General features: G+C 65.9%; 21 protein-coding genes. 14 read left to right on the top strand and 7 right to left on the bottom strand.

Annotated features, from left to right (window positions below; all coding sequences use genetic code 11):
• The first annotated feature begins 3 nt into the window (after positions 1-3).
• The 9 genes from murA to ACROSR_RS06105 all read left to right on the top strand — a co-directional run bounded on the left by murA (position 4) and on the right by ACROSR_RS06105 (position 9,844).
• Entirely contained in the window at positions 4-1,272 is a 1,269-nt protein-coding gene (murA, locus tag ACROSR_RS06065) for a UDP-N-acetylglucosamine 1-carboxyvinyltransferase (RefSeq protein ID WP_432683097.1), read from the top strand.
• Positions 1,269-1,739 carry a DUF2948 family protein gene (locus ACROSR_RS06070; protein ID WP_432683099.1) on the top strand — a complete coding sequence of 157 codons (471 nt, stop codon included), beginning with the start codon at positions 1,269-1,271 and terminating at the stop codon, positions 1,737-1,739. The genes murA and ACROSR_RS06070 overlap by 4 nt, the downstream gene beginning before the upstream one ends.
• Before the next feature lie 105 nt (positions 1,740-1,844).
• Positions 1,845-3,146: a histidinol dehydrogenase gene (hisD, locus tag ACROSR_RS06075; protein WP_432683101.1), complete on the top strand. Its 1,302-nt coding sequence runs from the start codon at positions 1,845-1,847 to the stop codon at positions 3,144-3,146.
• A 153-nt stretch (positions 3,147-3,299) separates the two neighbouring features.
• Entirely contained in the window at positions 3,300-4,346 is a 1,047-nt protein-coding gene (locus tag ACROSR_RS06080; protein ID WP_432683103.1) for a rod shape-determining protein, read from the top strand.
• Between the two features lie 33 nt (positions 4,347-4,379).
• Positions 4,380-5,297, top strand: a complete 918-nt coding sequence (gene mreC, locus ACROSR_RS06085; RefSeq protein ID WP_432683105.1) for a rod shape-determining protein MreC — start codon at positions 4,380-4,382, stop codon at positions 5,295-5,297.
• Positions 5,290-5,832, top strand: a complete 543-nt coding sequence (locus ACROSR_RS06090; RefSeq protein WP_432683107.1) for a rod shape-determining protein MreD — start codon at positions 5,290-5,292, stop codon at positions 5,830-5,832. The genes mreC and ACROSR_RS06090 overlap by 8 nt, the downstream gene beginning before the upstream one ends.
• The gene (mrdA, locus tag ACROSR_RS06095) at positions 5,829-7,772 is read left to right on the top strand and encodes a penicillin-binding protein 2 (RefSeq protein ID WP_432683109.1); all 1,944 of its coding nucleotides are present in this window, start codon (positions 5,829-5,831) and stop codon (positions 7,770-7,772) included. Before ACROSR_RS06090 ends, mrdA begins: the two co-directional genes overlap by 4 nt.
• Complete coding sequence (gene rodA, locus ACROSR_RS06100) at positions 7,769-8,908, top strand: rod shape-determining protein RodA (protein WP_432683111.1); 1,140 nt, start codon at positions 7,769-7,771, stop codon at positions 8,906-8,908. Before mrdA ends, rodA begins: the two co-directional genes overlap by 4 nt.
• Positions 8,909-8,911: 3 nt before the next feature.
• Positions 8,912-9,844, top strand: a complete 933-nt coding sequence (locus ACROSR_RS06105) for a 2-hydroxyacid dehydrogenase (protein ID WP_432683113.1) — start codon at positions 8,912-8,914, stop codon at positions 9,842-9,844.
• Between the two features lie 8 nt (positions 9,845-9,852).
• On the opposite strand, the gene ACROSR_RS06110 is transcribed toward ACROSR_RS06105, so the two are convergent.
• Genes ACROSR_RS06110 through pncA form a run of 3 tightly spaced genes read right to left on the bottom strand, consistent with a single transcriptional unit; the run spans position 9,853 to position 11,863 of the window.
• The gene (locus ACROSR_RS06110) at positions 9,853-10,638 is read right to left on the bottom strand and encodes an SseB family protein (RefSeq protein ID WP_432683115.1); all 786 of its coding nucleotides are present in this window, start codon (positions 10,636-10,638) and stop codon (positions 9,853-9,855) included.
• Positions 10,628-11,215: a uracil-DNA glycosylase family protein gene (locus ACROSR_RS06115; RefSeq protein WP_432683117.1), complete on the bottom strand. Its 588-nt coding sequence runs from the start codon at positions 11,213-11,215 to the stop codon at positions 10,628-10,630. Before ACROSR_RS06115 ends, ACROSR_RS06110 begins: the two co-directional genes overlap by 11 nt.
• Before the next feature lie 51 nt (positions 11,216-11,266).
• The gene (gene pncA, locus ACROSR_RS06120; protein ID WP_432683119.1) at positions 11,267-11,863 is read right to left on the bottom strand and encodes a bifunctional nicotinamidase/pyrazinamidase; all 597 of its coding nucleotides are present in this window, start codon (positions 11,861-11,863) and stop codon (positions 11,267-11,269) included.
• Between the two features lie 106 nt (positions 11,864-11,969).
• On the opposite strand from pncA, the gene trhO reads away from it, so the two are divergent.
• On the top strand, positions 11,970-12,881 hold the full coding sequence (gene trhO, locus ACROSR_RS06125) for an oxygen-dependent tRNA uridine(34) hydroxylase TrhO (RefSeq protein WP_432683121.1): 912 nt from the start codon (positions 11,970-11,972) through the stop codon (positions 12,879-12,881).
• A gap of 89 nt (positions 12,882-12,970) precedes the next feature.
• On the opposite strand, the gene ACROSR_RS06130 is transcribed toward trhO, so the two are convergent.
• Entirely contained in the window at positions 12,971-13,225 is a 255-nt protein-coding gene (locus ACROSR_RS06130) for a DUF167 domain-containing protein (RefSeq protein ID WP_432683123.1), read from the bottom strand.
• 114 nt (positions 13,226-13,339) lie between these two features.
• Here ACROSR_RS06130 and ACROSR_RS06135 point away from each other — a divergent pair, with 114 nt between their 5' ends.
• Entirely contained in the window at positions 13,340-13,918 is a 579-nt protein-coding gene (locus tag ACROSR_RS06135; RefSeq protein ID WP_432683125.1) for a nitroreductase family protein, read from the top strand.
• Positions 13,915-14,622, top strand: coding sequence for an EI24 domain-containing protein (locus ACROSR_RS06140; protein ID WP_432683127.1), 708 nt, complete (start codon positions 13,915-13,917; stop codon positions 14,620-14,622). Before ACROSR_RS06135 ends, ACROSR_RS06140 begins: the two co-directional genes overlap by 4 nt.
• On the opposite strand, the gene ACROSR_RS06145 is transcribed toward ACROSR_RS06140, so the two are convergent.
• A complete protein-coding gene (locus ACROSR_RS06145) occupies positions 14,588-14,872 on the bottom strand; it encodes a DUF1467 family protein (protein WP_432683129.1) in 285 nt (94 codons plus the stop codon). The genes ACROSR_RS06140 and ACROSR_RS06145 overlap by 35 nt on opposite strands.
• Positions 14,872-15,276 carry a methylmalonyl-CoA epimerase gene (mce, locus tag ACROSR_RS06150; RefSeq protein ID WP_432683131.1) on the bottom strand — a complete coding sequence of 135 codons (405 nt, stop codon included), beginning with the start codon at positions 15,274-15,276 and terminating at the stop codon, positions 14,872-14,874. Before mce ends, ACROSR_RS06145 begins: the two co-directional genes overlap by 1 nt.
• Before the next feature lie 149 nt (positions 15,277-15,425).
• On the opposite strand from mce, the gene ACROSR_RS06155 reads away from it, so the two are divergent.
• Positions 15,426-16,127 (top strand): response regulator, encoded by a 702-nt coding sequence (locus ACROSR_RS06155; RefSeq protein ID WP_432683133.1) that lies wholly within the window; start codon positions 15,426-15,428, stop codon positions 16,125-16,127.
• 69 nt (positions 16,128-16,196) lie between these two features.
• Here ACROSR_RS06155 and aspS read toward each other — a convergent pair whose 3' ends face one another.
• Entirely contained in the window at positions 16,197-17,972 is a 1,776-nt protein-coding gene (gene aspS, locus ACROSR_RS06160; RefSeq protein WP_432683135.1) for an aspartate--tRNA ligase, read from the bottom strand.
• 248 nt (positions 17,973-18,220) lie between these two features.
• On the opposite strand from aspS, the gene ACROSR_RS06165 reads away from it, so the two are divergent.
• Positions 18,221-19,453 carry a class I SAM-dependent methyltransferase gene (locus ACROSR_RS06165; RefSeq protein ID WP_432683137.1) on the top strand — a complete coding sequence of 411 codons (1,233 nt, stop codon included), beginning with the start codon at positions 18,221-18,223 and terminating at the stop codon, positions 19,451-19,453.
• Positions 19,454-19,455: the final 2 nt, after the last annotated feature.

Genomic DNA, 19,455 nt, shown 5'->3' on the forward strand with positions numbered 1-19,455 from the left:
CGGATGGATTCGATCGTCGTCACCGGCAACGGCCCGCTGAAGGGCCAGATCCCGATTGCCGGGGCCAAGAACGCCTGCCTGACGCTGATGCCCGCATCCCTGCTCAGCGAAGAACCGCTGACGCTGACGAATGCGCCGCGCCTGTCGGATATCAGGATGATGGGCACGCTGCTGCAATCGCTTGGGGCCGAGGTCGCGCAGATGCAGGGCGGGCGGGTGCTGGCACTGTCGTCTCACGCGCTCGACACGCATGTTGCCGAGTACGAGATCGTGCGCAAGATGCGGGCCTCGATCCTCGTGCTGGGGCCGATGCTGGCGCGCGACGGGCAAGCCATCGTGTCGTTGCCGGGTGGCTGCGCCATCGGTGCGCGGCCCGTCGATCTGCATCTGCGGGCACTTGAGGCCATGGGGGCCGAGCTCGACCTGCGTGACGGCTACGTGCACGCCAAGGCCCCCGGCGGGCTGCGCGGCGGCACGTTCGAATTTCCGCTCGTCTCTGTCGGGGCCACCGAGAACGCATTGATGGCCGCGACGCTGGCGCGCGGCACCACGGTGCTTAAAAACGCCGCGCGCGAGCCCGAGATCGCAGACCTTGCGCGCTGCCTGCGCAAGATGGGCGCGCAGATCGAGGGCGAAGGCACCAGCACGATCACGATACAGGGCGTGGACCGGTTGGGCGGGGCGACGCATCCCGTGGTGCCCGACCGGATCGAACTGGGGACCTACATGATCGCGCCCGCGATCTGCGGTGGCGAGGTGGAATGCCTTGGCGGACGGCGCGACCTGGTGCAGGCGTTTTGCGACACGCTGGAGCGGGCAGGCATCGCCGTCGAGGAGACCGCCGACGGCCTGAAGGTCACGCGTGGCGATGGACCGGTCCGGGCGGTGGACGTCGTCACCGAGGCGTTTCCCGGCTTTCCCACCGATCTGCAGGCGCAGATGATGGCGCTGATGTGCACCGCCGACGGGACATCCGTTCTGGAAGAGCGCATTTTCGAGAACCGCTTCATGCATGCGCCCGAACTGATGCGCATGGGCGCGAAGATCGACGTTCATGGCGGCACCGCGACGGTGACCGGGGTGGACCGGCTGAAAGGTGCGCCGGTGATGGCCACCGATCTGCGGGCATCGGTGTCGCTGATCCTCGCCGGGCTCGCCGCCGAGGGCGAGACCACGGTGCACCGGGTTTACCATCTGGACCGCGGGTATGAGAGCGTCGAGCAGAAGCTGAGCGACGTGGGCGCCACAATCGAGAGGATCAGCGGCCAATGACCGACGATGCGACATTCGAGGACGGGAGCGAGCGACCGCTTTACCTCGGGGCGATGGACGTCGAGGATCTGCAGGTGATCGCCAGTCTGACGCAGGATTCCGTCTTTCCGATCACCGAGATGACATGGCAGGCGACCGACAGACGGTTTGCGCTGTTGCTCAACCGGTTCAGGTGGGAGGATCACGGTCGCGCACGGCACGCGCCAGAGCGCGTGCAGTCGGTGCTCGTGATCGACAACGTCTTGCGGGTGGCAAGCCAGGGGATCGACCGCACCGACTCCGACACCGTCCTGTCGCTGCTTGCACTCAGCTTCGAGCCGACGGGCGATGGCACGGGTCATCTTCTGCTGACCCTCGCGGGGGATGGTGCGATCCGGCTGGAGATCGAGGCGCTGGATGTCACACTGAAGGACGTGACACGCCCGTATCGCGCCGCCTCGGGGAAGGTGCCGCACCACGACATCTGAGGCGCGTGCGGCGCATGTCAGTCTGTCCGGGTATTTGTGCCAAGAAGAAAGCCGGGGCTTGAGGCGGCCATGACGCCCCGCTATGTCCCCGCGAAAGGAGCCGCCATGCCCATCACGCTCGACGCCACATCGCCCGATTTCGAAACCAAGTTCGCTGGCCTTCTCGGGGCCAAGCGAGAGGACACGCCCGACGTGGACGACACCGTGGCGGCCATCATTGCGGATGTGCGCGCGCGCGGTGACGCCGCGGTGATCGAGTTGACCTCGAAATTCGACCGGCTCGATCTGACACCCGAAAGCCTGCGCGTCTCGCCCGTCGAACTGGACGATCTGGTGGCCCAGGTGCCAGACGCCGAGCGTGCGGCGCTGGAACTGGCGGCCGAGCGCATCAGGGATTATCACGCGCGCCAGATCCCCGAGGATGCAAGCTGGACCGAGGAAAGCGGCGCGACGCTTGGATGGCGGTGGTCGCCGGTGAGTGCCGCGGGGCTTTACGTGCCCGGCGGGCTGGCCTCCTACCCGTCCTCGGTCCTGATGAACGCGATCCCCGCGAAGGTGGCCGGGGTCGAAAGGCTGGCAGTCACCGTGCCGACCCCCGACGGGCACGCCAACCCGCTGGTCCTGCTGGCTGCGCAGATCGCCGGCGTCGACGAGATCTACCGCATCGGCGGCGCGCAGGCGATCGCTGCCCTGGCCTATGGCACCGAGACGATCCCGCCGGTGGACATGATCACCGGGCCGGGCAACGCCTTTGTCGCCGCCGCCAAGCGCCGGGTCTTCGGCCGGGTCGGGATCGACATGATCGCCGGCCCGTCGGAAATCCTGGTGATCGCGGACCGGGGGCAGAATCCCGACTGGATCGCGCTCGACATGCTGAGCCAGGCCGAACATGACGAAAGCGCGCAGGCGGTCCTGATCACCGATGACGCGGATCTCGCGCGCGATGTCGGTGCCGCGATCGAGCGCCACCTGAAAACGCTGGACCGGCGCGATATCGCGGGGGCCAGCTGGCGCGATTTCGGCGCGATCATCACCGTGCCGGACCTGGACAGTGCCGCGGCCATCAGCAATCGCATCGCGCCCGAACACCTGGAACTGTGCGTGGACGATCCCGACGCGCTGTCACGAAAGATCACCCATGCCGGCGCGATATTCCTGGGGGCCTGGACGCCCGAGGCGATAGGCGATTACGTCGGCGGGCCCAACCATGTGCTGCCCACGGCGCGGTCGGCGCGATTTTCGTCGGGCCTGTCGGTGATGAACTTTCTCAAGCGCACGACGCTAGCCAAGATGACACCCGAGGCCTTGCGCGCCATCGGCCCGGCCGCCGAGACGCTGGCCCGCTCCGAGAGCCTGCAGGCACACGGCCTGTCGGTGCGCGCGCGACTCGACCATCTCAACGGGTGACGCGGCCGCCGGACGGGGCCGGACGGCAGTTTGGTGCTGATCGTTCGGAAACAGCCCCTTTCGCCGGTGACGGCCGCGACCTATAAGGGCAGCCAGCCCCTTGGCCCCGAGTCGGGGGGCGTATTTTCAATTGGCGACAGGGCGCAACCGTGAATGGCTATCTTTGACAGAATTCCCAGCCTCTTTTCATCGGACATGGCGATCGATCTGGGGACGGCGAACACTCTGGTCTATGTCAAGGGTCGCGGGATAATCCTGAACGAGCCCTCGGTCGTGGCCTATCACGTCAAGGACGGGGTAAAGACCGTGCTTGCGGTCGGCGAGGATGCCAAGCTGATGCTGGGCCGCACGCCCGGCAGCATCGAGGCGATCCGCCCCATGCGCGAGGGGGTCATCGCCGATTTCGACACCGCCGAGGCGATGATAAAGCATTTCATCCGCAAGGTGCACAAGCGCTCGACCTTCTCCAAGCCGAAGATCATCGTCTGCGTGCCCCACGGGGCGACGCCCGTGGAAAAGCGCGCGATCCGCCAGTCGGTGCTGTCGGCCGGCGCGCGGCGGGCGGGCCTGATCGCGGAACCCATCGCGGCGGCTATCGGCGCGGGCATGCCGATCACGGACCCCACCGGCAACATGGTCGTCGATATCGGCGGCGGCACCAGCGAGGTGGCGGTGCTCAGCCTGGGCGATATCGTCTATGCACGGTCTGTCCGCGTGGGCGGCGACCGGATGGACGAGGCGATCATCAACTACCTGCGCCGCCAGCAGAACCTGCTGATAGGCGAGGCCACGGCGGAGCGCATCAAGACGACGATCGGCACGGCGCGCATGCCCGATGACGGGCGGGGCACCTCGATCCAGGTGCGCGGGCGCGATCTGCTGAACGGCGTGCCCAAAGAGACCGAGATCAGCCAGGCCCAGGTGGCCGAGGCGCTGGCCGAGACCGTCCAGCAGATCACCGAGGCGGTGATGACCGCGCTGGAGGCGACACCGCCCGATCTGGCCGCCGATATCGTGGATCGCGGCGTCATGCTGACCGGCGGGGGGGCGCTGCTCGGCGATCTCGACCTCGCGCTGCGCGAGCAGACCGGGCTGGCCGTGTCCATCGCCGATAACAGCCTTCACTGCGTGGCGCTTGGTACCGGCAAGACGCTTGAGTACGAAAAGCAGTTGCGCCACGCGATTGACTACGAAAGCTGACTCGCCCATCTTCTGACGTGAAACGAGGGGTCTGTGGCACGCGATCGCGGACAAAGCGAAGATTACAGTGGCCCGCTCAAGCGTCTGCTTCTGGGCGTACTTGTGCTGTGCCTGTTGGGTCTGTTCCTCGTCTGGCGGATCGACAGTCCGCGTGTGGAGCGGTTCCGCGCGCAGGTGGTGGACCGGGTCGTGCCCTCGTTCGACTGGGCCATGGCGCCGGTGACGGGTGCGGTGAACGTGTTGCGCGATTTCCAGAGCTATCAGCGCATGTACAAGCAGAATCAGGATCTGCGCCGCGAGTTGCAGCAGATGAAGGCGTGGAAAGAGGCGGCGCTGCAGCTTGAACAGGAAAACGCCCGGCTGCTCGATCTCAACAATGTGCAGCTTGACCCGAGACTGACCTACGTGACCGGCGTGGTGATGGCCGATAGCGGCTCGCCGTTCCGGCAATCGGTGCTGATCAACGTCGGATCGCGAGACGGCATCATGGATGGCTGGGCGGCGATGGACGGGCTTGGCCTTGTCGGGCGCATCTCTGGTGTCGGGCGCAACACCGCGCGGGTTCTGCTGCTGACCGACACGTCAAGCCGTATCCCGGTGACGACCCAGCCCTCGGGACAGCGCGCCCTGGTCATCGGTGACAATTCCATCGCGCCGCTGGTCGATTTCATCGAGACCCCCGATCAGGTGCGCCCCGGCGACCGGGTGATGACATCGGGCGATGGCGGTGTGTTTCCCGCCGGCCTTCTGGTCGGCCAGCTTATCGAGGACCGGAGCGGACGCATGCGCGTGCGCATCGCCGCCGATTACGAGCGGCTGGAGTTCCTGCGCGTGCTGCGCAGCTATCAGAACGACCGGATAGACGATCCGGGCGCGCTGATTGCGCCGGTCCAAAGCCCCGGCGCGCGCGCCGCGGATCAGGCAAACGCGGCGAGGTCGACCGATGACTGACACCCTGTTGCCCCGCGCCTGGCTGATGCGTGCGCTTTACCTCGCGCTGAGCGCGGGAATAGTGTTCTGGCAGCTTCTGCCGATCAGCACGGTACCGCCCGGCTGGGCCGGCCCCGAGCTGTTTCTTGCACTGACATTCGCCTTCGCCGCGCGGCGGCCCGATTATCTTCCGATCGCTCTGGTCGCGGTGCTGGCGCTTGGCATGGACCTTTTGTTGCAACGTCCGCCCGGTCTCTGGGCGGCGATCACCGTGCTGGGGGTCGAGACGATACGCAACCGCGCATCCGCCCTGCGCGACCTGACCTTTCTGTCGGAATGGGCGGCGGTGACCAGCACACTGGTGGTCATGACCCTGACCTACCGGATCATCCTCACGGTATTCGTGGTCGATCAGGCGCCTCTCGGGCTCAGCCTCATGCAGCTTGTCTCGACGGTGCTAGTCTATCCGCTGGTTGCCTTGGTGTCGCATGCGCTTCTGGGGGTGCGCAAGCGTGTGCCCGGCGACATAGAGCCCGTGCGCGGGGGCCGCATATGAGACGACCGACACGCGACACCGCCCAAGGCCAGCGCCTGATCACACGGCGGGGTCTGATCCTTGGCGGGGTGCAGGCCGGGGTGATGACAGCCCTCGCGCTGCGCATGCGCCACCTTCAGGTCGAACAGGCCGATCAGTTCCGCCTGCTGGCCGATGAAAACCGCATCAACATTCAGCTTCTGCCACCGGCCCGCGGGCGCATTTTCGACCGCAACGGGCGGGTCATCGCCGAGAATGTGCCGTCGTATCGCATCACCATGGTCCGTGAACAGGCCGGCGACGTGGACGAGGTCATCGCACGGCTCGCCCGTCTGCTCGAACTGGACGAGGGCGCGCTGGAACGGGCGCGGCGCGAATTGCGCGAGCTGCGCGGCGACACCGTCGTGACGATCGCCGATCGCGTCAGCTGGGAGGCGATCAGCCGGGTGGCCGTGAACGCCCCCGCCCTGCCCGGCATCATGCCCGAGGTCGGTCTGTCGCGCCACTATCCGCTGCGCGGCGATTATGCCCATGTCGTCGGCTATGTCGGCGCGCCGAACGACAAGGATCTCGAACGGATCGACGCGCCCGAGGCGCTGTTGCGCCTGCCCCGGTTCCAGATCGGCAAGATCGGGCTGGAGGCCCGCAAGGAAGACCTGTTGCGCGGCACCGCCGGCACCCGCCGGGTCGAGGTGAATGCCGCCGGACGCGTCATGCGTGAGCTTGATCGACAGGAAGGACAACCGGGGACCGATCTGCAGCTCACTCTCGACAATACCCTGCAAACCTATGCACATGCGCGGCTCAAGGGTGAGAGCGCGGCGGCCGTGATGATCGACTGCGACAGCGGCGACGTCCTGGTCAGCGCCTCGTCGCCCAGTTACGACCCAAACCTGTTCGTGCGGGGCATTTCCGTGGCCGATTACCGGGCGCTTCTGGAAAACGAGTACCGCCCGCTGCCCAACAAGGCCGTGCAGGGCATTTACCCGCCCGGCTCGACCTTCAAGATGATCACCGCTCTGGCGGCGCTGGAGGCCGGCGAGATCGACTTCACCGAAACGGTCTGGTGTCCCGGTCACAAGGATATCAGCGGACGCCGCTTTCACTGCTGGAAACGCGGCGGACATGGCAACATGGAATTGCACCGCGCCCTGCGCGAAAGCTGCGACGTCTATTTCTACGAACTGGCGCTGCGCACCGGGATCGAGAACATCTCGTCCATGGCGACACGTCTGGGCCTTGGCACGCAATTCGATCTGCCGATGTCCAGCGTGGCAAGCGGACTGGCACCGACGCGCCAATGGAAGCTCGCCAATCGGGCCGAGCCGTGGATGGTGGGCGACAGCGTCAACGCCTCCATCGGACAGGGATTCGTGCTGGCCTCACCCTTGCAACTGGCGGTGATGACCGCGCGGCTGGCGACCTCGCGGCAGGTTGCGCCAAGGCTGGTGAAATCCATCGACGGGGTCGAACAGCCTCTGGGTCGCGGCGACGATCTCGGCCTGAACGAAAACCACATGCGCGAGGTGCGCCGCGCGATGTACGCCGTCAGCAATAGCAATCGCGGCACCGCTTACGGCAGCCGCATCGTCGACGAGGCATTCAGGATGGCCGGCAAGACCGGAACCAGCCAGGTGCGCAACATCTCCTCGGGCGAGCGGGCCACGGGGGTGGTGCGCAACCGCGACCTGCCACGCACGCAGCGCGATCACGCCCTGTTTGTCGATTTCGCGCCATATGACGCGCCGAAATATGCCGTGGCCGTGGTGGTCGAGCATGGCGGCGGCGGCTCGACCGCGGCGGCGCCCATTGCACGCGACATCACGTTGCAGGCCCTTTACGACGGCGATCCGCCCCTGACGGCCTATCCCGAAGCGGACCGGCCGCGTATCCGCGCGCAGCAAGAGGAGCTGAAGCGCGAGCGCACACGACCCGTCAGCGACGAGAGGGACCGCGCGTGAGCTATCTCGAACATACGGTCAAGACGACACCCGGTGGACCGAAAAAGATCCTGTATCTCAACTGGCCTCTCGTCGTGCTCATAGTCGCTGTCGCCTGTGTCGGTTTTCTGATGCTCTATTCGGTGGCGGGCGGGAACCTTGCAGTCTGGACAGAACCGCAGATCAAAAGATTCGCACTCGGTCTGGTCCTGATGTTCGGCATCGCCATGGTGCCGATATGGTTCTGGCGCAACGTCTCGCTGCTGGCCTATCTCGTTTCGGTGGCGCTGCTCGTCGCGGTGGCGCTTGTCGGGATCGAGGGCAAGGGCGCGCAACGCTGGCTCGATCTGGGCGTCATACGGCTGCAACCCTCGGAACTGGTCAAGATCACGCTGATCATGGTGCTGGCAGCCTATTACGACTGGCTGCCGGTGTCGCGGGTGTCGCGCCCGGTCTGGGTGCTGATCCCCGTCGCCTTCATCCTGACGCCGGTTGCCATGGTGCTGCGTCAGCCCGATCTGGGAACCTCGATCCTTCTGGTGCTGGGTGGCGGGATGCTGATGTTCGTGGCGGGCGTGCATTGGGCGTATTTCGCGGTCGTGATCCTTGGCGTCGCGACGCTTGTCGCCGTGGTGATCCAGAGCCGCGGCACCGACTGGCAGCTTCTGGAAAACTATCAGTTCCGCCGGATCGACACCTTTCTCGATCCCGATACCGACCCGCTCGGCGCGGGCTATCACATCACCCAGTCGAAAATCGCCCTTGGGTCGGGCGGCTGGACCGGGCGCGGCTTCATGCAGGGCACGCAATCGCGGCTGAACTTCCTGCCGGAAAAGCACACCGACTTCATCTTCGTGACGCTGGCCGAGGAATTCGGCTTCATCGGCGGCATCACGATATTGGGGCTCTACGCGCTGATCCTGGTGTTCTGCATCCTGGCGGCACTGGCCAATCGCGACAGGTTTTCTTCGCTGTTGATCCTTGGTATCGGAGTGACGTTCTTTCTATTTTTCGCGGTCAACATGGCGATGGTCATGGGACTGTTGCCGGTGGTGGGCGTCCCGCTGCCACTGGTCAGCTACGGCGGGTCCGCCATGCTGGTCCTGATGATCGGCTTCGGCCTGATCCAGAGCGCGAATGTCCACAGACCAAGGTGACCCATGACCGTCAATGTCCTCTTCGCTGCGCGCCCCGATCACTGGCGCACCTACGAGACCCCGCTGAAACGCGCGCTTGCCGAGGCAGGCGTCGACGCCAACCTGACGACCGAAGCCCCGCCTGACGAGGTCGATTACATCGTCTATGCGCCCAACAGCGAGGTGCAGGATTTCACGCCTTATACTCGCGCCAAGGCGGTGCTGAACCTCTGGGCCGGGGTCGAGAACATCGTCGGCAACCCGACCCTGAAGATCCCGCTGGCGCGGATGGTCGATCACGGCCTGACGCAAGGCATGGTCGAATGGGTCACGGGTCATGTGCTGCGCCATCACCTGGGCATGGATCGCCATATCCTTGGCCAGGACGGCGAATGGCGCGCCGAGGCGCCGCCGCTGGCACAGCAGCGGCGCGTGACGATGCTGGGGCTGGGTGCACTCGGGCAGGCCTGCGCGCAGATGCTGGTGCATCTGGGCTTTCCCGTCACCGGATGGAGCCGGCGCCCCAAGGACATCCCCGGCCTCACCTGCCTTTCGGGCGATACCGGGCTGGACGCGGCGCTGCAGGCGGCCGATATCCTTGTGCTTCTGCTGCCACTCACGGACGAGACAGAAAACCTGCTGGATGCCCGCACGCTCGCACTGCTGCCCGAAGGCGCGATGATCGTGAATCCCGGCCGCGGGCCCCTGATCGACGACGACGCGTTGATCGCAGCCCTCGACCGCGGCTATGTCGCGCATGCCACGCTGGATGTCTTCCGGCAGGAACCCCTGCCCCCGGAACACCCGTTCTGGGCGCATCCGCGTGTCACCGTGACGCCGCATATCGCGTCCGAGACACGCCCCGACACCGCATCGCAGGTGATCGCCGACAACATCCGCCGCGGCGAGGCCGGCGCGCCGCTCCTGCATCTCGTGGACCCCGCGCACGGATACTGAGGCGCAGGTTACCTCAGCTTCGGCGGGGTGTCGGGGTCGCTGCCGGGCGCGGGGCGCGGCGTGCGCTCTGGCGGCTCGGGCAGATCAAACCGCAAGCCGCAGCTTGCCAGCCGTGCCGCGACCGGATCGGAGGCCTCGAAAAACGCCACGTCAAGCGCGGCGGCCTCGAGCCCGGAAAAGATCAGCACCTCGGACACGGCTCGGGCCAACGCAGCCTGTGCACCCGGCTCGGCCCCGACAAAGCCCAGCATGTGACCCTGCGCGCCGGTGTCGTAGGTCACGCCCACCAGGTAGGCGATACGCGCCAGCCCCGTCATCGTGGCCAGCCGCGCATCAAGGGCCGTGATGAACGTTTCCGGCAAACCCGTGGGCGCGCTCAGCGTTTCGGGCTTCGCCTCGATCTCGGCTGGTGCTCCGGACAGCGTCTCGGCCAGCCACGCCACCGCCTCGGGCGACAGCAGGATCGCCGATGGCGCCACGTCGAGATTGACCCCGAGACCGACGCCCTGCCCCGCCAACATGGCCGCGATGCTGCGCCCGGTCAGCGCGGCGTAGGGCACCGCGCGCCCGGCGAATTGCGCCAGCCGGTCCTCGCGATCGAAGACCAGCACGAAGGACTGATCGCCCAGGTCGAACACATCCGGGTCGAGCCGGTCGCCCTGCGGCTCGGACTTGAGCATCAGGTAAAGCTCGCTCGCGGCCAAGGTCTCGTAGAATCGCAACCGCGCCTGCGCGTCCTCGGGCGCGGCCTCCATCGCGGCGTGCGCCGTATCGAGCCGTGTGTCATCCATCATCCATAACCTTCTGAACCTGAGCACGTAATTCCGGCACCACCTCGGCCTCGAACCACGGGTTGCGTCGCAACCACGCGGTATTGCGCCAGGACGGGTGCGGCAAGGCGAAAACCCCCGGCGCCCGGTCACGCCACGCCGCCACGGTTTCGGTCACGCCCGTGCGCGCACCCAGATGGTATTTCTGCGCATGGCCACCGACGATCACGCGCAGCTTGATCGCCCCAAGCGCCTGCATCACCCGGTCATGCCACGTGCGGCGGCAGACGGGCGGCGGCGGCAGGTCCGACCCCTTGGCGTCATAGCCCGGAAAGCAGAAGGCCATCGGCACGATCGCCACGCGGGACGTATCGTAGAAGGCGGCGCGGTCCAGCCCCAGCCAGTCGCGCAAACGGTCGCCCGAGGGGTCGTCGAAGGGCACGCCCGACCGATGCACCCGCATCCCCGGCGCCTGACCTGCGATCAGTATCCGCGCCGAGGGCTGGAACCACACGACCGGGCGCGGCGCATGCGCGGTGTGCGTCGTCGCGAACCGGTCCGCACAAAGCCGACAGTCCCCGATCTCGCGCGCCAGCCTCATCCGAAGCTGTGCGGAACGAGGGTCAGTTGCGTAAAAGGCCCGCAGCCCATTCTAGGCAAAACGCACCCCCGCCTCGCGCATCTCGGTCATTGCCGCATCGAGAGAGCCATCAAGGTCGATCCCGCGCACCAGGTCCTGCCGTAGCGTCACGCGGTATCCCAGCCGCGCCGCATCAACGCCCGAGAACTTGACGCAGAAGTCGGTGGCAAGCCCGACCAGCGTCAATTCCGTGAGGCCACGCGTCTGAAGATAGCCGTGCAGCCCGGTGGGCGTCGCGTGATCGTTCTCGAAAAACGCGGAATAGCTGTCGATGTCGGCGTTCATGCCCTTGCGGATGATCAGGTCGGCACGGGTCGTGTCCAGTTCCGCGTGAAACGCCGCGCCGTGGCTGCCCTGAATGCAGTGATCGGGCCACAGCACTTGTGGATCATACGGCATTTCGACCATGTCGAAGGGCGCCTTGCCGGGATGTTCGGACGCAAAGGACGAATGCCCCGCCGGATGCCAGTCCTGTGTCAGGATCACGACCGGAAAGTCGCGCATCGCGGCGTTGATGCCGGGCACGATGCTGTCGCCCTCGGGCACGGCGAGCGCCCCGTCGGGGCAGAAATCGTATTGCATGTCGATGACGAGTAGCGCGGATGTCATGGATCGGGCCTCCTTTGCCTTTCAGGGGTAGGTACTTGGTCCCGGCCCGTCAATGGCAGGCCGCAGCCTCTTGCGAGGTTGCCCCTGCGCGCGTAAATCGCGTGTCATGTACCGCATCGCCGCCCTTTACCATTTCACCCGGTTCGCGGACCCTGCGGCCTTGCAGGGCCCGCTTCGCGCCACCTGCGAGGCCGCGCAGGTGCGCGGCTCGTTGCTGCTCGCGCGCGAGGGGATCAACGGCACGATCGCCGGCCCGCCCGAAGGCATCGACCGGGTGCTGGCACATATCCGTGCCCTGCCCGGCTGCGCCGATCTCGACTGGCACGAAAGCCACAGCGCCGACGCCCCCTTTGGCCGGCTGAAGGTCCGTCTCAAGCAAGAGATCGCGCGCATGCGGCAACCCGATATCGATCCGCGCGCCCGCGTCGGACATTACGTGGAGCCGGCGGCGTGGAATGATCTCATCCGCAGCCCCGATGTCACCGTGATCGACACGCGCAACGATTTCGAGGTGTCGATCGGCACGTTCGAGGGCGCGATCGACCCACAAACCGAAAGCTTCGGCGATTTTCCAGCATGGTGGGAGGCGAACGCGCACCGCTTTGCCAGGCAGCGAATCGCGATGTTCTGCACCGGCGGCATCCGCTGCGAGAAATCCACCAATTACCTTCTGGGACAGGGCGTCGCCGAGGTCTATCACCTGCGTGGCGGGATACTGAAATACCTTGAAGAGATCCCGGCACGCGACAGCCTCTGGCACGGCGACTGTTTCGTCTTTGACGGGCGCGTGTCGGTGGGGCACGGGCTGCAACAGGGTGCACATCTGCTGTGCCACGCCTGCCGGCGTCCCATTCGGCCCGAAGATACCGAGCGTCCCGAATACGAGGCCGGCGCGGCCTGTCATCTTTGCGCGCAAGAAACCAGCGCCGCCGACAAGGCCCGCTTTCGCGAACGCAAACGCCAGATCGACCTCGCCCGCGCACGCGGCACCCGGCATCTGGGGGTCGGCAAGGCCTGAGGGATGCCACGACCACGGCGATGTCCCGTCCTTGGCCTTCTTCTTGGCGAAAATACCCAAGTCTGTCCGCGCGTCCCGCGTCCCACCCGTCAGGAAATCGCGAAGACCTTGTCACGCGCGGTCATGCCCCGAACGAGGGTCAGCCTCGATTTCGGCAGGCCAAGCGCCCGCGCCAGAAGCCTCTGGACGGCCGCGTTGGCCTTGCCCGCCTCGGGGGCTGCCGTGACATGTACACGCAGACCTGCCTCTGCCACGGTCACGCGATCGCGCGACGCGCCCGCGCTCACCCGGACGCGCAATATTGTGCCGGTAACGGCAAGATGGCTGAGATCCGGCAGCGCCATGCACCGCACATACCGCGCTGTCTGGACCGGTCCAAGCAGATTTGTCGGGCTTTGGTCTTGACCCCGGACACGCCTGTGTCGAGATGAGGCGCGAGCCGCAAAGGAGCGTCCGACATGCCCAGCCCGAACCCCGCCGCCCTGGAATTCCTGCGCGCGCGCCGATCGCGCCCCGCCAAGACGCTTGGCCGGCAGGTGCCCGACCGTGCCGCGCTGCAGCCGCTGCTGGAGGCCGCGCTGCGCGTGCCCGACCACGGCAAGCTGGAGCCGTGGCGCCTGATCGTGCTGGAACGCGACGCCCTTGTGCGGCTGGCCGGGCTGGTGCCGGAGGTGGGCGCACGGCACGACAAGACGCCCGAGGAGATCGCCAAGCAGCAATCGCAATTCGCCGATGCGCATCTGGCGGTCGCGGTGATCGAAAGCCCGAAACCCTCGCCCAAGATCCCCGCGATCGAGCAAAGCTATTCGGCGGGCTGCGTCTGCCTTGGGTTGCTCAACGCGGCACTCGCCGCGGGATGGGGCGCCAACTGGCTGACCGGCTGGGCCAGCCATGACGGGGGCTTTGCCGCCACGGCGCTTGACCTCGCACCGCACGAGCGGATCGCGGGATTCATCCATATCGGCACTGAAACCGTCACCCCACCGGACCGGCCGCGCCCGGACACGGGCGCAACCGTCACTTGGGTCTCGCAATGATCTTTGCCTGTTTCCTGAAATCCGTGGGCCAGATTGGCGATCCGCGCTTTCGCAAGGTGCTGTTCCTGGGGGTCGGGCTGACGCTGGCCCTTCTGATCGTGGTCTATGCCGGGATTTTGTGGCTGTTGCAGATGGCCGTCGGCGACAGCACGACCCTGCCGTTGATCGGCGAGGTGACATGGGTCGGCGATCTGCTGACCGGGGCGTCGCTGATCCTGATGCTGGTGCTGTCGGTCTTCCTGATGGTGCCGGTTGCCTCGGCGATCACCTCGATGTTCCTCGACGAGGTGGCGCAGGCGGTCGAGGATGTGCATTATCCCGACCTGCCGCCCGCCGTCTCGGTGCCCTTCGGCGAGGCGCTGCGCGACACCATCAATTTCCTCGGCGTGATCGTCGGGGCAAACACGCTGGCGCTGATCCTGTACGCGATCTTCGCGCCCTTCGCGCCGCTGATCTTCTTCGCGCTCAACGGCTACCTGCTGGGGATGGAGTATTTCCAGCTTGCGGCGATGCGCCGCGTGGGGCGCGTCAATGCGAAGGCCATGCGGCGCAAGCATCGCGGCACGATCTGGCTGGCCGGCACGCTTATGGCGGTGCCGCTATCCGTGCCCGTCGTGAACCTGCTGATCCCGATCTTGGGGGCGGCGACGTTCACGCACATGTATCACGCTATTCAGGCGCGGCCTCGGGCGCCATCCGGTTGAACATGTCGATATCACGCAGCGTGACCGCCCCCGAGATCAGCGTGCCGGCGATGACGATCCACAGCACGGCGGCGATGCCGGTCGTGATCCACGCCTTTTTCTTCAAGTGGTGATGTTCGGGCGAGCCGGCATGCGTGCCGGGCACTATGCTGCCCAGGTCACCCTGCGTCTGGATGCGGATGGGCAGCACGATGAAGAACGTCATGAACCAGATCACCGCGTACAGAACAAGGCCGGTGGTCACCCCCATCAGACCTGCTCCAGTTCGACAAGGCAGCCGTTGAAATCCTTGGGGTGCAGGAACAGCACCGGCTTGCCGTGCGCGCCGATCTTGGGTTCGCCATCGCCGAGAACCCGCGCGCCCTGTGCCGCGAGACGGTCCCGCGCGGCGCGGATATCCTCGACCTCATAGCAGATGTGATGGATGCCGCCCGACGGGTTCTTCTCGAGGAAACCGTTGATCGGGCTTTGCTCTCCAAGCGGGTACAGCAATTCGATCTTGGTGTTGGGAAGGTCGATGAAGACGACCGTCACGCCGTGATCAGGCTCGTCCTGTGGCGCGCCGACCGTCGCGCCAAGGGTCTCTCGATATTGCGCGGCGGCAGCATCGAGGTCCGGCACGGCGATGGCCACGTGGTTGAGGCGTCCGATCATCAGGTCACTCCTTTCCCGCAGTCTTCACTTGTTATGGGGATCTAGCGCGGCGCTGACAAGCGTCAGGGGCGCGCACGCCGCACATTAACTTTGCATTCACCAAAACCGGGCATCGTGAGTCGCATGTCGCGCAACAAGGGATCATCACGATGACCGATCTGGACAACCTCGCCCCGCACCGTGGCCGCAGCCTGCAACGTCCGCTTCTGGGCATGACCGTACTGGTGGTGGAAGACAGCCGCTACGCCTCTGAGGCGTTGCGCCTGATGTGCCTGCGCAGCGGCGCGCGGATGCGGCGGGCCGATTGCCTGGGTTCCGCCAACCGGCATCTGCGGGTCTATCGCCCATCGGTGGTGATCGTGGATCCCGGCCTGCCCGACGGCTCCGGGCTGGACCTGATTGCAGAGCTTGATCAGGCGACGCCGCGCGTCGGGGTGATCCTTGCCTGCAGCGGCGACGGCGCGACCCGCACAGCGGCGATAGAGGCCGGCGCGGACGGGTTCTTGTCCAAGCCGATCGAAAGCCTCGGCATCTTCCAGCAGGAAATGCTGCGTCACCTTCCCCCCGAACGCGGCCCGAGCGGGCCATATGCCCTGAATGACGAGGTGATCACCCCCGATCTGCTGGCCTACCGCGACGACCTGGAACATGCACAGACGTTGCTGTCGGACGGCCCGGAGACCGGCACACGGCGCTATCTCGCGCAATTTCTGGGCGGGGTGGCGCGCGCGGCCGGCGACGACATGCTGGCCGAGGCCACGGCGGGGCTGGAGGGGCACGCGGCAGAGGCCGGGATCGCGCGGGTCTTGCACCTTATCGAAACGCGACTTGCGGCGCGCGTGGCGCTTTGAGCCCATGTGCCCCCGGCCATGGCGCAGGGTCGGGGTGACGCCCCTCGCCTGCGGCCACAGTGGCCGATGTCACTCCTGCGGGATGACCCGCAGGCCCAGCTCCATCAACTGATCGCTGGACGGCTCGGACGGGGCGTTCATCATCAGATCCTCGGCGCGCTGGTTCATCGGGAACATGATGACCTCGCGAATGTTCGAGGTTCCCGCCAGAAGCATCACGATCCGGTCGATGCCGGCGGCACACCCGCCATGCGGTGGTGCGCCGAACTGGAAGGCACCCACCATGCCGCCAAACCGCTTGCGCACTTCGGCCTCGTCATATCCCGCCAGCCTGAACGCCTTGAACATTATCTCGGGCTTGTGGTTGCGGATCGCCCCCGACACGAGCTCGTAGCCGTTGCATGACAGATCGTACTGATAGCCCAGCACCTCCAGCGGATCGCCGTCCAGCGCCTCGGCCCCGCCTTGGGGCATCGAGAACGGGTTGTGCGAGAAATCGACCTTTCCGGTCGTCTCGTCGGCCTCGTACATCGGGAAATCGACGATCCAGGCAAAGGCAAAGCGATCCTGTTCCGTCAGGCCGCATTCCTCGCCGATCACGTCGCGGGCCTTGGCCGCGACCCGCTCGAACGCGGCGGGCTTGCCACCAAGGAAGAAAGCGGCGTCACCCACGCCAAGGCCCAACTGCTGGCGGATCGCCTCGGTCCGCTCGGGGCCGATATTCTTGGCCAGCGGGCCGGCGGCCTCGGTTCCGTCATTGGCCTCGCGCCAGAAGATGTAACCCATCCCCGGCAATCCCTCTTTCTGGGCAAAGGCGTTCATGCGGTCGCAGAACTTGCGGCTGCCCCCGCCCGGCGCGGGAATGGCGCGCACTTGCGTGCCCTCCTGCTCCAGCAGCTTGGCGAAGATCGCGAAACCGCTGCCGCGGAAATGCTCGGACACGTCCTGCATCTTGATCGGGTTGCGCAGGTCGGGCTTGTCGGTGCCGTACCAGAGTGCGGCGTCGCGGTAGCTGATCTGCGGCCAGATCTTGTCGACGCGTGCCCCCTCGCCGAACTCTTCGAAGACGTTTTGAATGACCGGCTGGATCGTGTCGAACACGTCCTGCTGGGTGACGAACGACATCTCCATGTCAAGCTGGTAGAAATCCGTGGGCGAGCGGTCGGCGCGCGGATCCTCGTCGCGGAAACAGGGCGCGATCTGGAAATACTTGTCAAAGCCCGACACCATGATGAGCTGCTTGAATTGCTGCGGCGCCTGCGGCAGCGCGTAGAACTTGCCCGGATGCAGGCGCGACGGCACCAGAAAGTCGCGCGCGCCCTCGGGGCTGCTGGCGGTGATGATCGGCGTCTGGAACTCGCGAAAGCCCTGATCCCACATGCGCCGGCGCATCGACGCGACGACGTCGGCGCGCAGCGTCATGTTGCGCTGCATCGCCTCGCGGCGCAGGTCAAGGTAACGGTAGCGCAGGCGCGTTTCCTCGGGGTATTCCTGATCGCCGAAGACCTGAAGCGGCAGGTCGCCGGCCGTGCCGAGGACCTCCATGTCGCGGATATAAACCTCGATCTCGCCGGTGGGGATGCGCGGATTGACAAGACCCTCGTCGCGCGCCTTCACCTCGCCGTCGATACGGACGCAGTATTCGCTGCGCAACGCCTCGACCGCGTCGAAGACCGGGCTGTCAGGGTCGCACAGAACCTGCGTGACGCCATAGTGATCGCGCAGATCTACGAACAGCACGCCGCCATGATCGCGGATGCGGTGCACCCACCCCGCAAGTCGCACGGTTTCGCCCACGTCGGTTTTTGTCAGATCCGCGCAGGAATGGCTGCGATAGCTGTGCATTCGATCCTCTCCGGGCCTCTGGTCGGCCTCATTTTCGGTTGGGGCCGATACACATGGGCGACGCATCAAAGTCAAGGCCCGTGGATCGGTCCCGTGCGCCCGGCTGGCGAAAACCGTTTACAGCAAACCTTTTTTGCGCAACACTTTGATCACATCGTTGTTTAATCCACGTCAATGCGACCGTGACACTCTGCTGTAGCATCGCCAAGGATCGCGCCCAAGCCGGGCGCAGGAAACGGGGGTGACCAATGTGGGTCGGGATATTCGACAAGTTTCTGCGACATCTCATTCGCGACGGAGACCTGAAGCTGATCTTCGCCGACGGGCAGGTGCGCCGATACGGCGACCGCAGCGGCGAGACGGTGGAGGTCACGCTTCACGACCCCGCATTGCCGCGGCGCATCATCCTGTCGCCGGACATGGCCGTGGGCGAGGGGTACATGAACGGGACGCTGACGATCGCGGATGACGATGTCTACGGGTTCCTGCACCTCGCGATCAGGAACATCGCGGCGCAGGGCCAGCCGTGGTTCCGCCGCCCGCTGGAAGGTCTGCGCTGGCTGAAACGGCGTGTGGATCAGTTCAACCCGGCAACGCGGGCGCGGTCCAACGTGGCGCATCACTATGATCTGTCGGGCGAGCTTTACGATCTGTTTCTCGATGCGGACCGGAACTATTCCTGTGCCTATTTCGCGCGGCCCGGCATGACGCTGGACGAGGCGCAGGAGGCCAAGAAACGGCATATCGCCGAAAAGCTGCTGATCGAACCGGGGATGCACGTGCTGGATATCGGCTGTGGCTGGGGCGGCATGGGCCTGACGCTGGCGCGCGATTACGGCGCGCAGGTGACCGGCGTGACCTTGTCCGAAGAACAGCACGCCATGGCCAATGCGCGCGCCGAAAAGGCCGGGCTGTCGGACAAGGTGCGGTTCGAGTTGATGGATTACCGCGACGTGACCGGGCAGTTCGACCGGATCGTGTCGATCGGCATGTTCGAGCATGTCGGCGTGCCGCAATACGACACCTTCTTCGACACCGTCGAACAGCGCCTGACACCCGACGGGATCGCGCTGATCCATACCATCGGGCGCTCCGGGCCGCCGGGTGCGACAAGCCCCTGGATCCTGAAATACATCTTTCCGGGCGGCTACGTGCCCGCCCTGTCCGAGGCCGCAGCGGCGCTGGAACGGCATGCGCTGGTGACCACGGATGTCGAAATCTGGCGCCTGCATTATGCACAGACGCTGCGCGCGTGGCGTGCGCGGTTCGAGACCAATATCGACAAGGTCCGTGCGCTATACGACGACCAATTCTGCCGGATGTGGCGGTATTACCTGATCGCCAGCGAGCTGACCTTCCGGCTCGACAACCAGGTCGTGTTCCAGTTCCAGATAAGCCCCAAGCAGGACGCGGTGCCGCTGACGCGCGATTACCTGTACCGCGACGGCACGGCCGACGCGGCGCCCCAAGCGGCCGAGTGACG

Origin of the sequence: Roseovarius tibetensis, from assembly GCF_050896375.1 — a bacterium.
Taxonomy (GTDB): Bacteria; Pseudomonadota; Alphaproteobacteria; order Rhodobacterales; family Rhodobacteraceae; genus Roseovarius; species Roseovarius tibetensis.

Bases quoted from the DNA above. Each gene is read 5' to 3' on its own strand.
- murA (WP_432683097.1), top strand. From the start codon at position 4: ATGGATTCGATCGTCGTCACCGGCAACGGCCCGCTGAAGGGCCAGATC.
- ACROSR_RS06070 (WP_432683099.1), top strand. From the start codon at position 1,269: ATGACCGACGATGCGACATTCGAGGACGGGAGCGAGCGACCGCTTTAC.
- hisD (WP_432683101.1), top strand. From the start codon at position 1,845: ATGCCCATCACGCTCGACGCCACATCGCCCGATTTCGAAACCAAGTTC.
- ACROSR_RS06080 (WP_432683103.1), top strand. From the start codon at position 3,300: ATGGCTATCTTTGACAGAATTCCCAGCCTCTTTTCATCGGACATGGCG.
- ACROSR_RS06090 (WP_432683107.1), top strand. From the start codon at position 5,290: ATGACTGACACCCTGTTGCCCCGCGCCTGGCTGATGCGTGCGCTTTAC.
- mrdA (WP_432683109.1), top strand. From the start codon at position 5,829: ATGAGACGACCGACACGCGACACCGCCCAAGGCCAGCGCCTGATCACA.
- ACROSR_RS06105 (WP_432683113.1), top strand. From the start codon at position 8,912: ATGACCGTCAATGTCCTCTTCGCTGCGCGCCCCGATCACTGGCGCACC.
- ACROSR_RS06110 (WP_432683115.1), bottom strand. From the start codon at position 10,638: ATGATGGATGACACACGGCTCGATACGGCGCACGCCGCGATGGAGGCC.
- ACROSR_RS06115 (WP_432683117.1), bottom strand. From the start codon at position 11,215: ATGAGGCTGGCGCGCGAGATCGGGGACTGTCGGCTTTGTGCGGACCGG.
- pncA (WP_432683119.1), bottom strand. From the start codon at position 11,863: ATGACATCCGCGCTACTCGTCATCGACATGCAATACGATTTCTGCCCC.
- trhO (WP_432683121.1), top strand. From the start codon at position 11,970: ATGTACCGCATCGCCGCCCTTTACCATTTCACCCGGTTCGCGGACCCT.
- ACROSR_RS06130 (WP_432683123.1), bottom strand. From the start codon at position 13,225: ATGGCGCTGCCGGATCTCAGCCATCTTGCCGTTACCGGCACAATATTG.
- ACROSR_RS06135 (WP_432683125.1), top strand. From the start codon at position 13,340: ATGCCCAGCCCGAACCCCGCCGCCCTGGAATTCCTGCGCGCGCGCCGA.
- ACROSR_RS06140 (WP_432683127.1), top strand. From the start codon at position 13,915: ATGATCTTTGCCTGTTTCCTGAAATCCGTGGGCCAGATTGGCGATCCG.
- ACROSR_RS06145 (WP_432683129.1), bottom strand. From the start codon at position 14,872: ATGGGGGTGACCACCGGCCTTGTTCTGTACGCGGTGATCTGGTTCATG.
- mce (WP_432683131.1), bottom strand. From the start codon at position 15,276: ATGATCGGACGCCTCAACCACGTGGCCATCGCCGTGCCGGACCTCGAT.
- ACROSR_RS06155 (WP_432683133.1), top strand. From the start codon at position 15,426: ATGACCGATCTGGACAACCTCGCCCCGCACCGTGGCCGCAGCCTGCAA.
- aspS (WP_432683135.1), bottom strand. From the start codon at position 17,972: ATGCACAGCTATCGCAGCCATTCCTGCGCGGATCTGACAAAAACCGAC.
- ACROSR_RS06165 (WP_432683137.1), top strand. From the start codon at position 18,221: ATGTGGGTCGGGATATTCGACAAGTTTCTGCGACATCTCATTCGCGAC.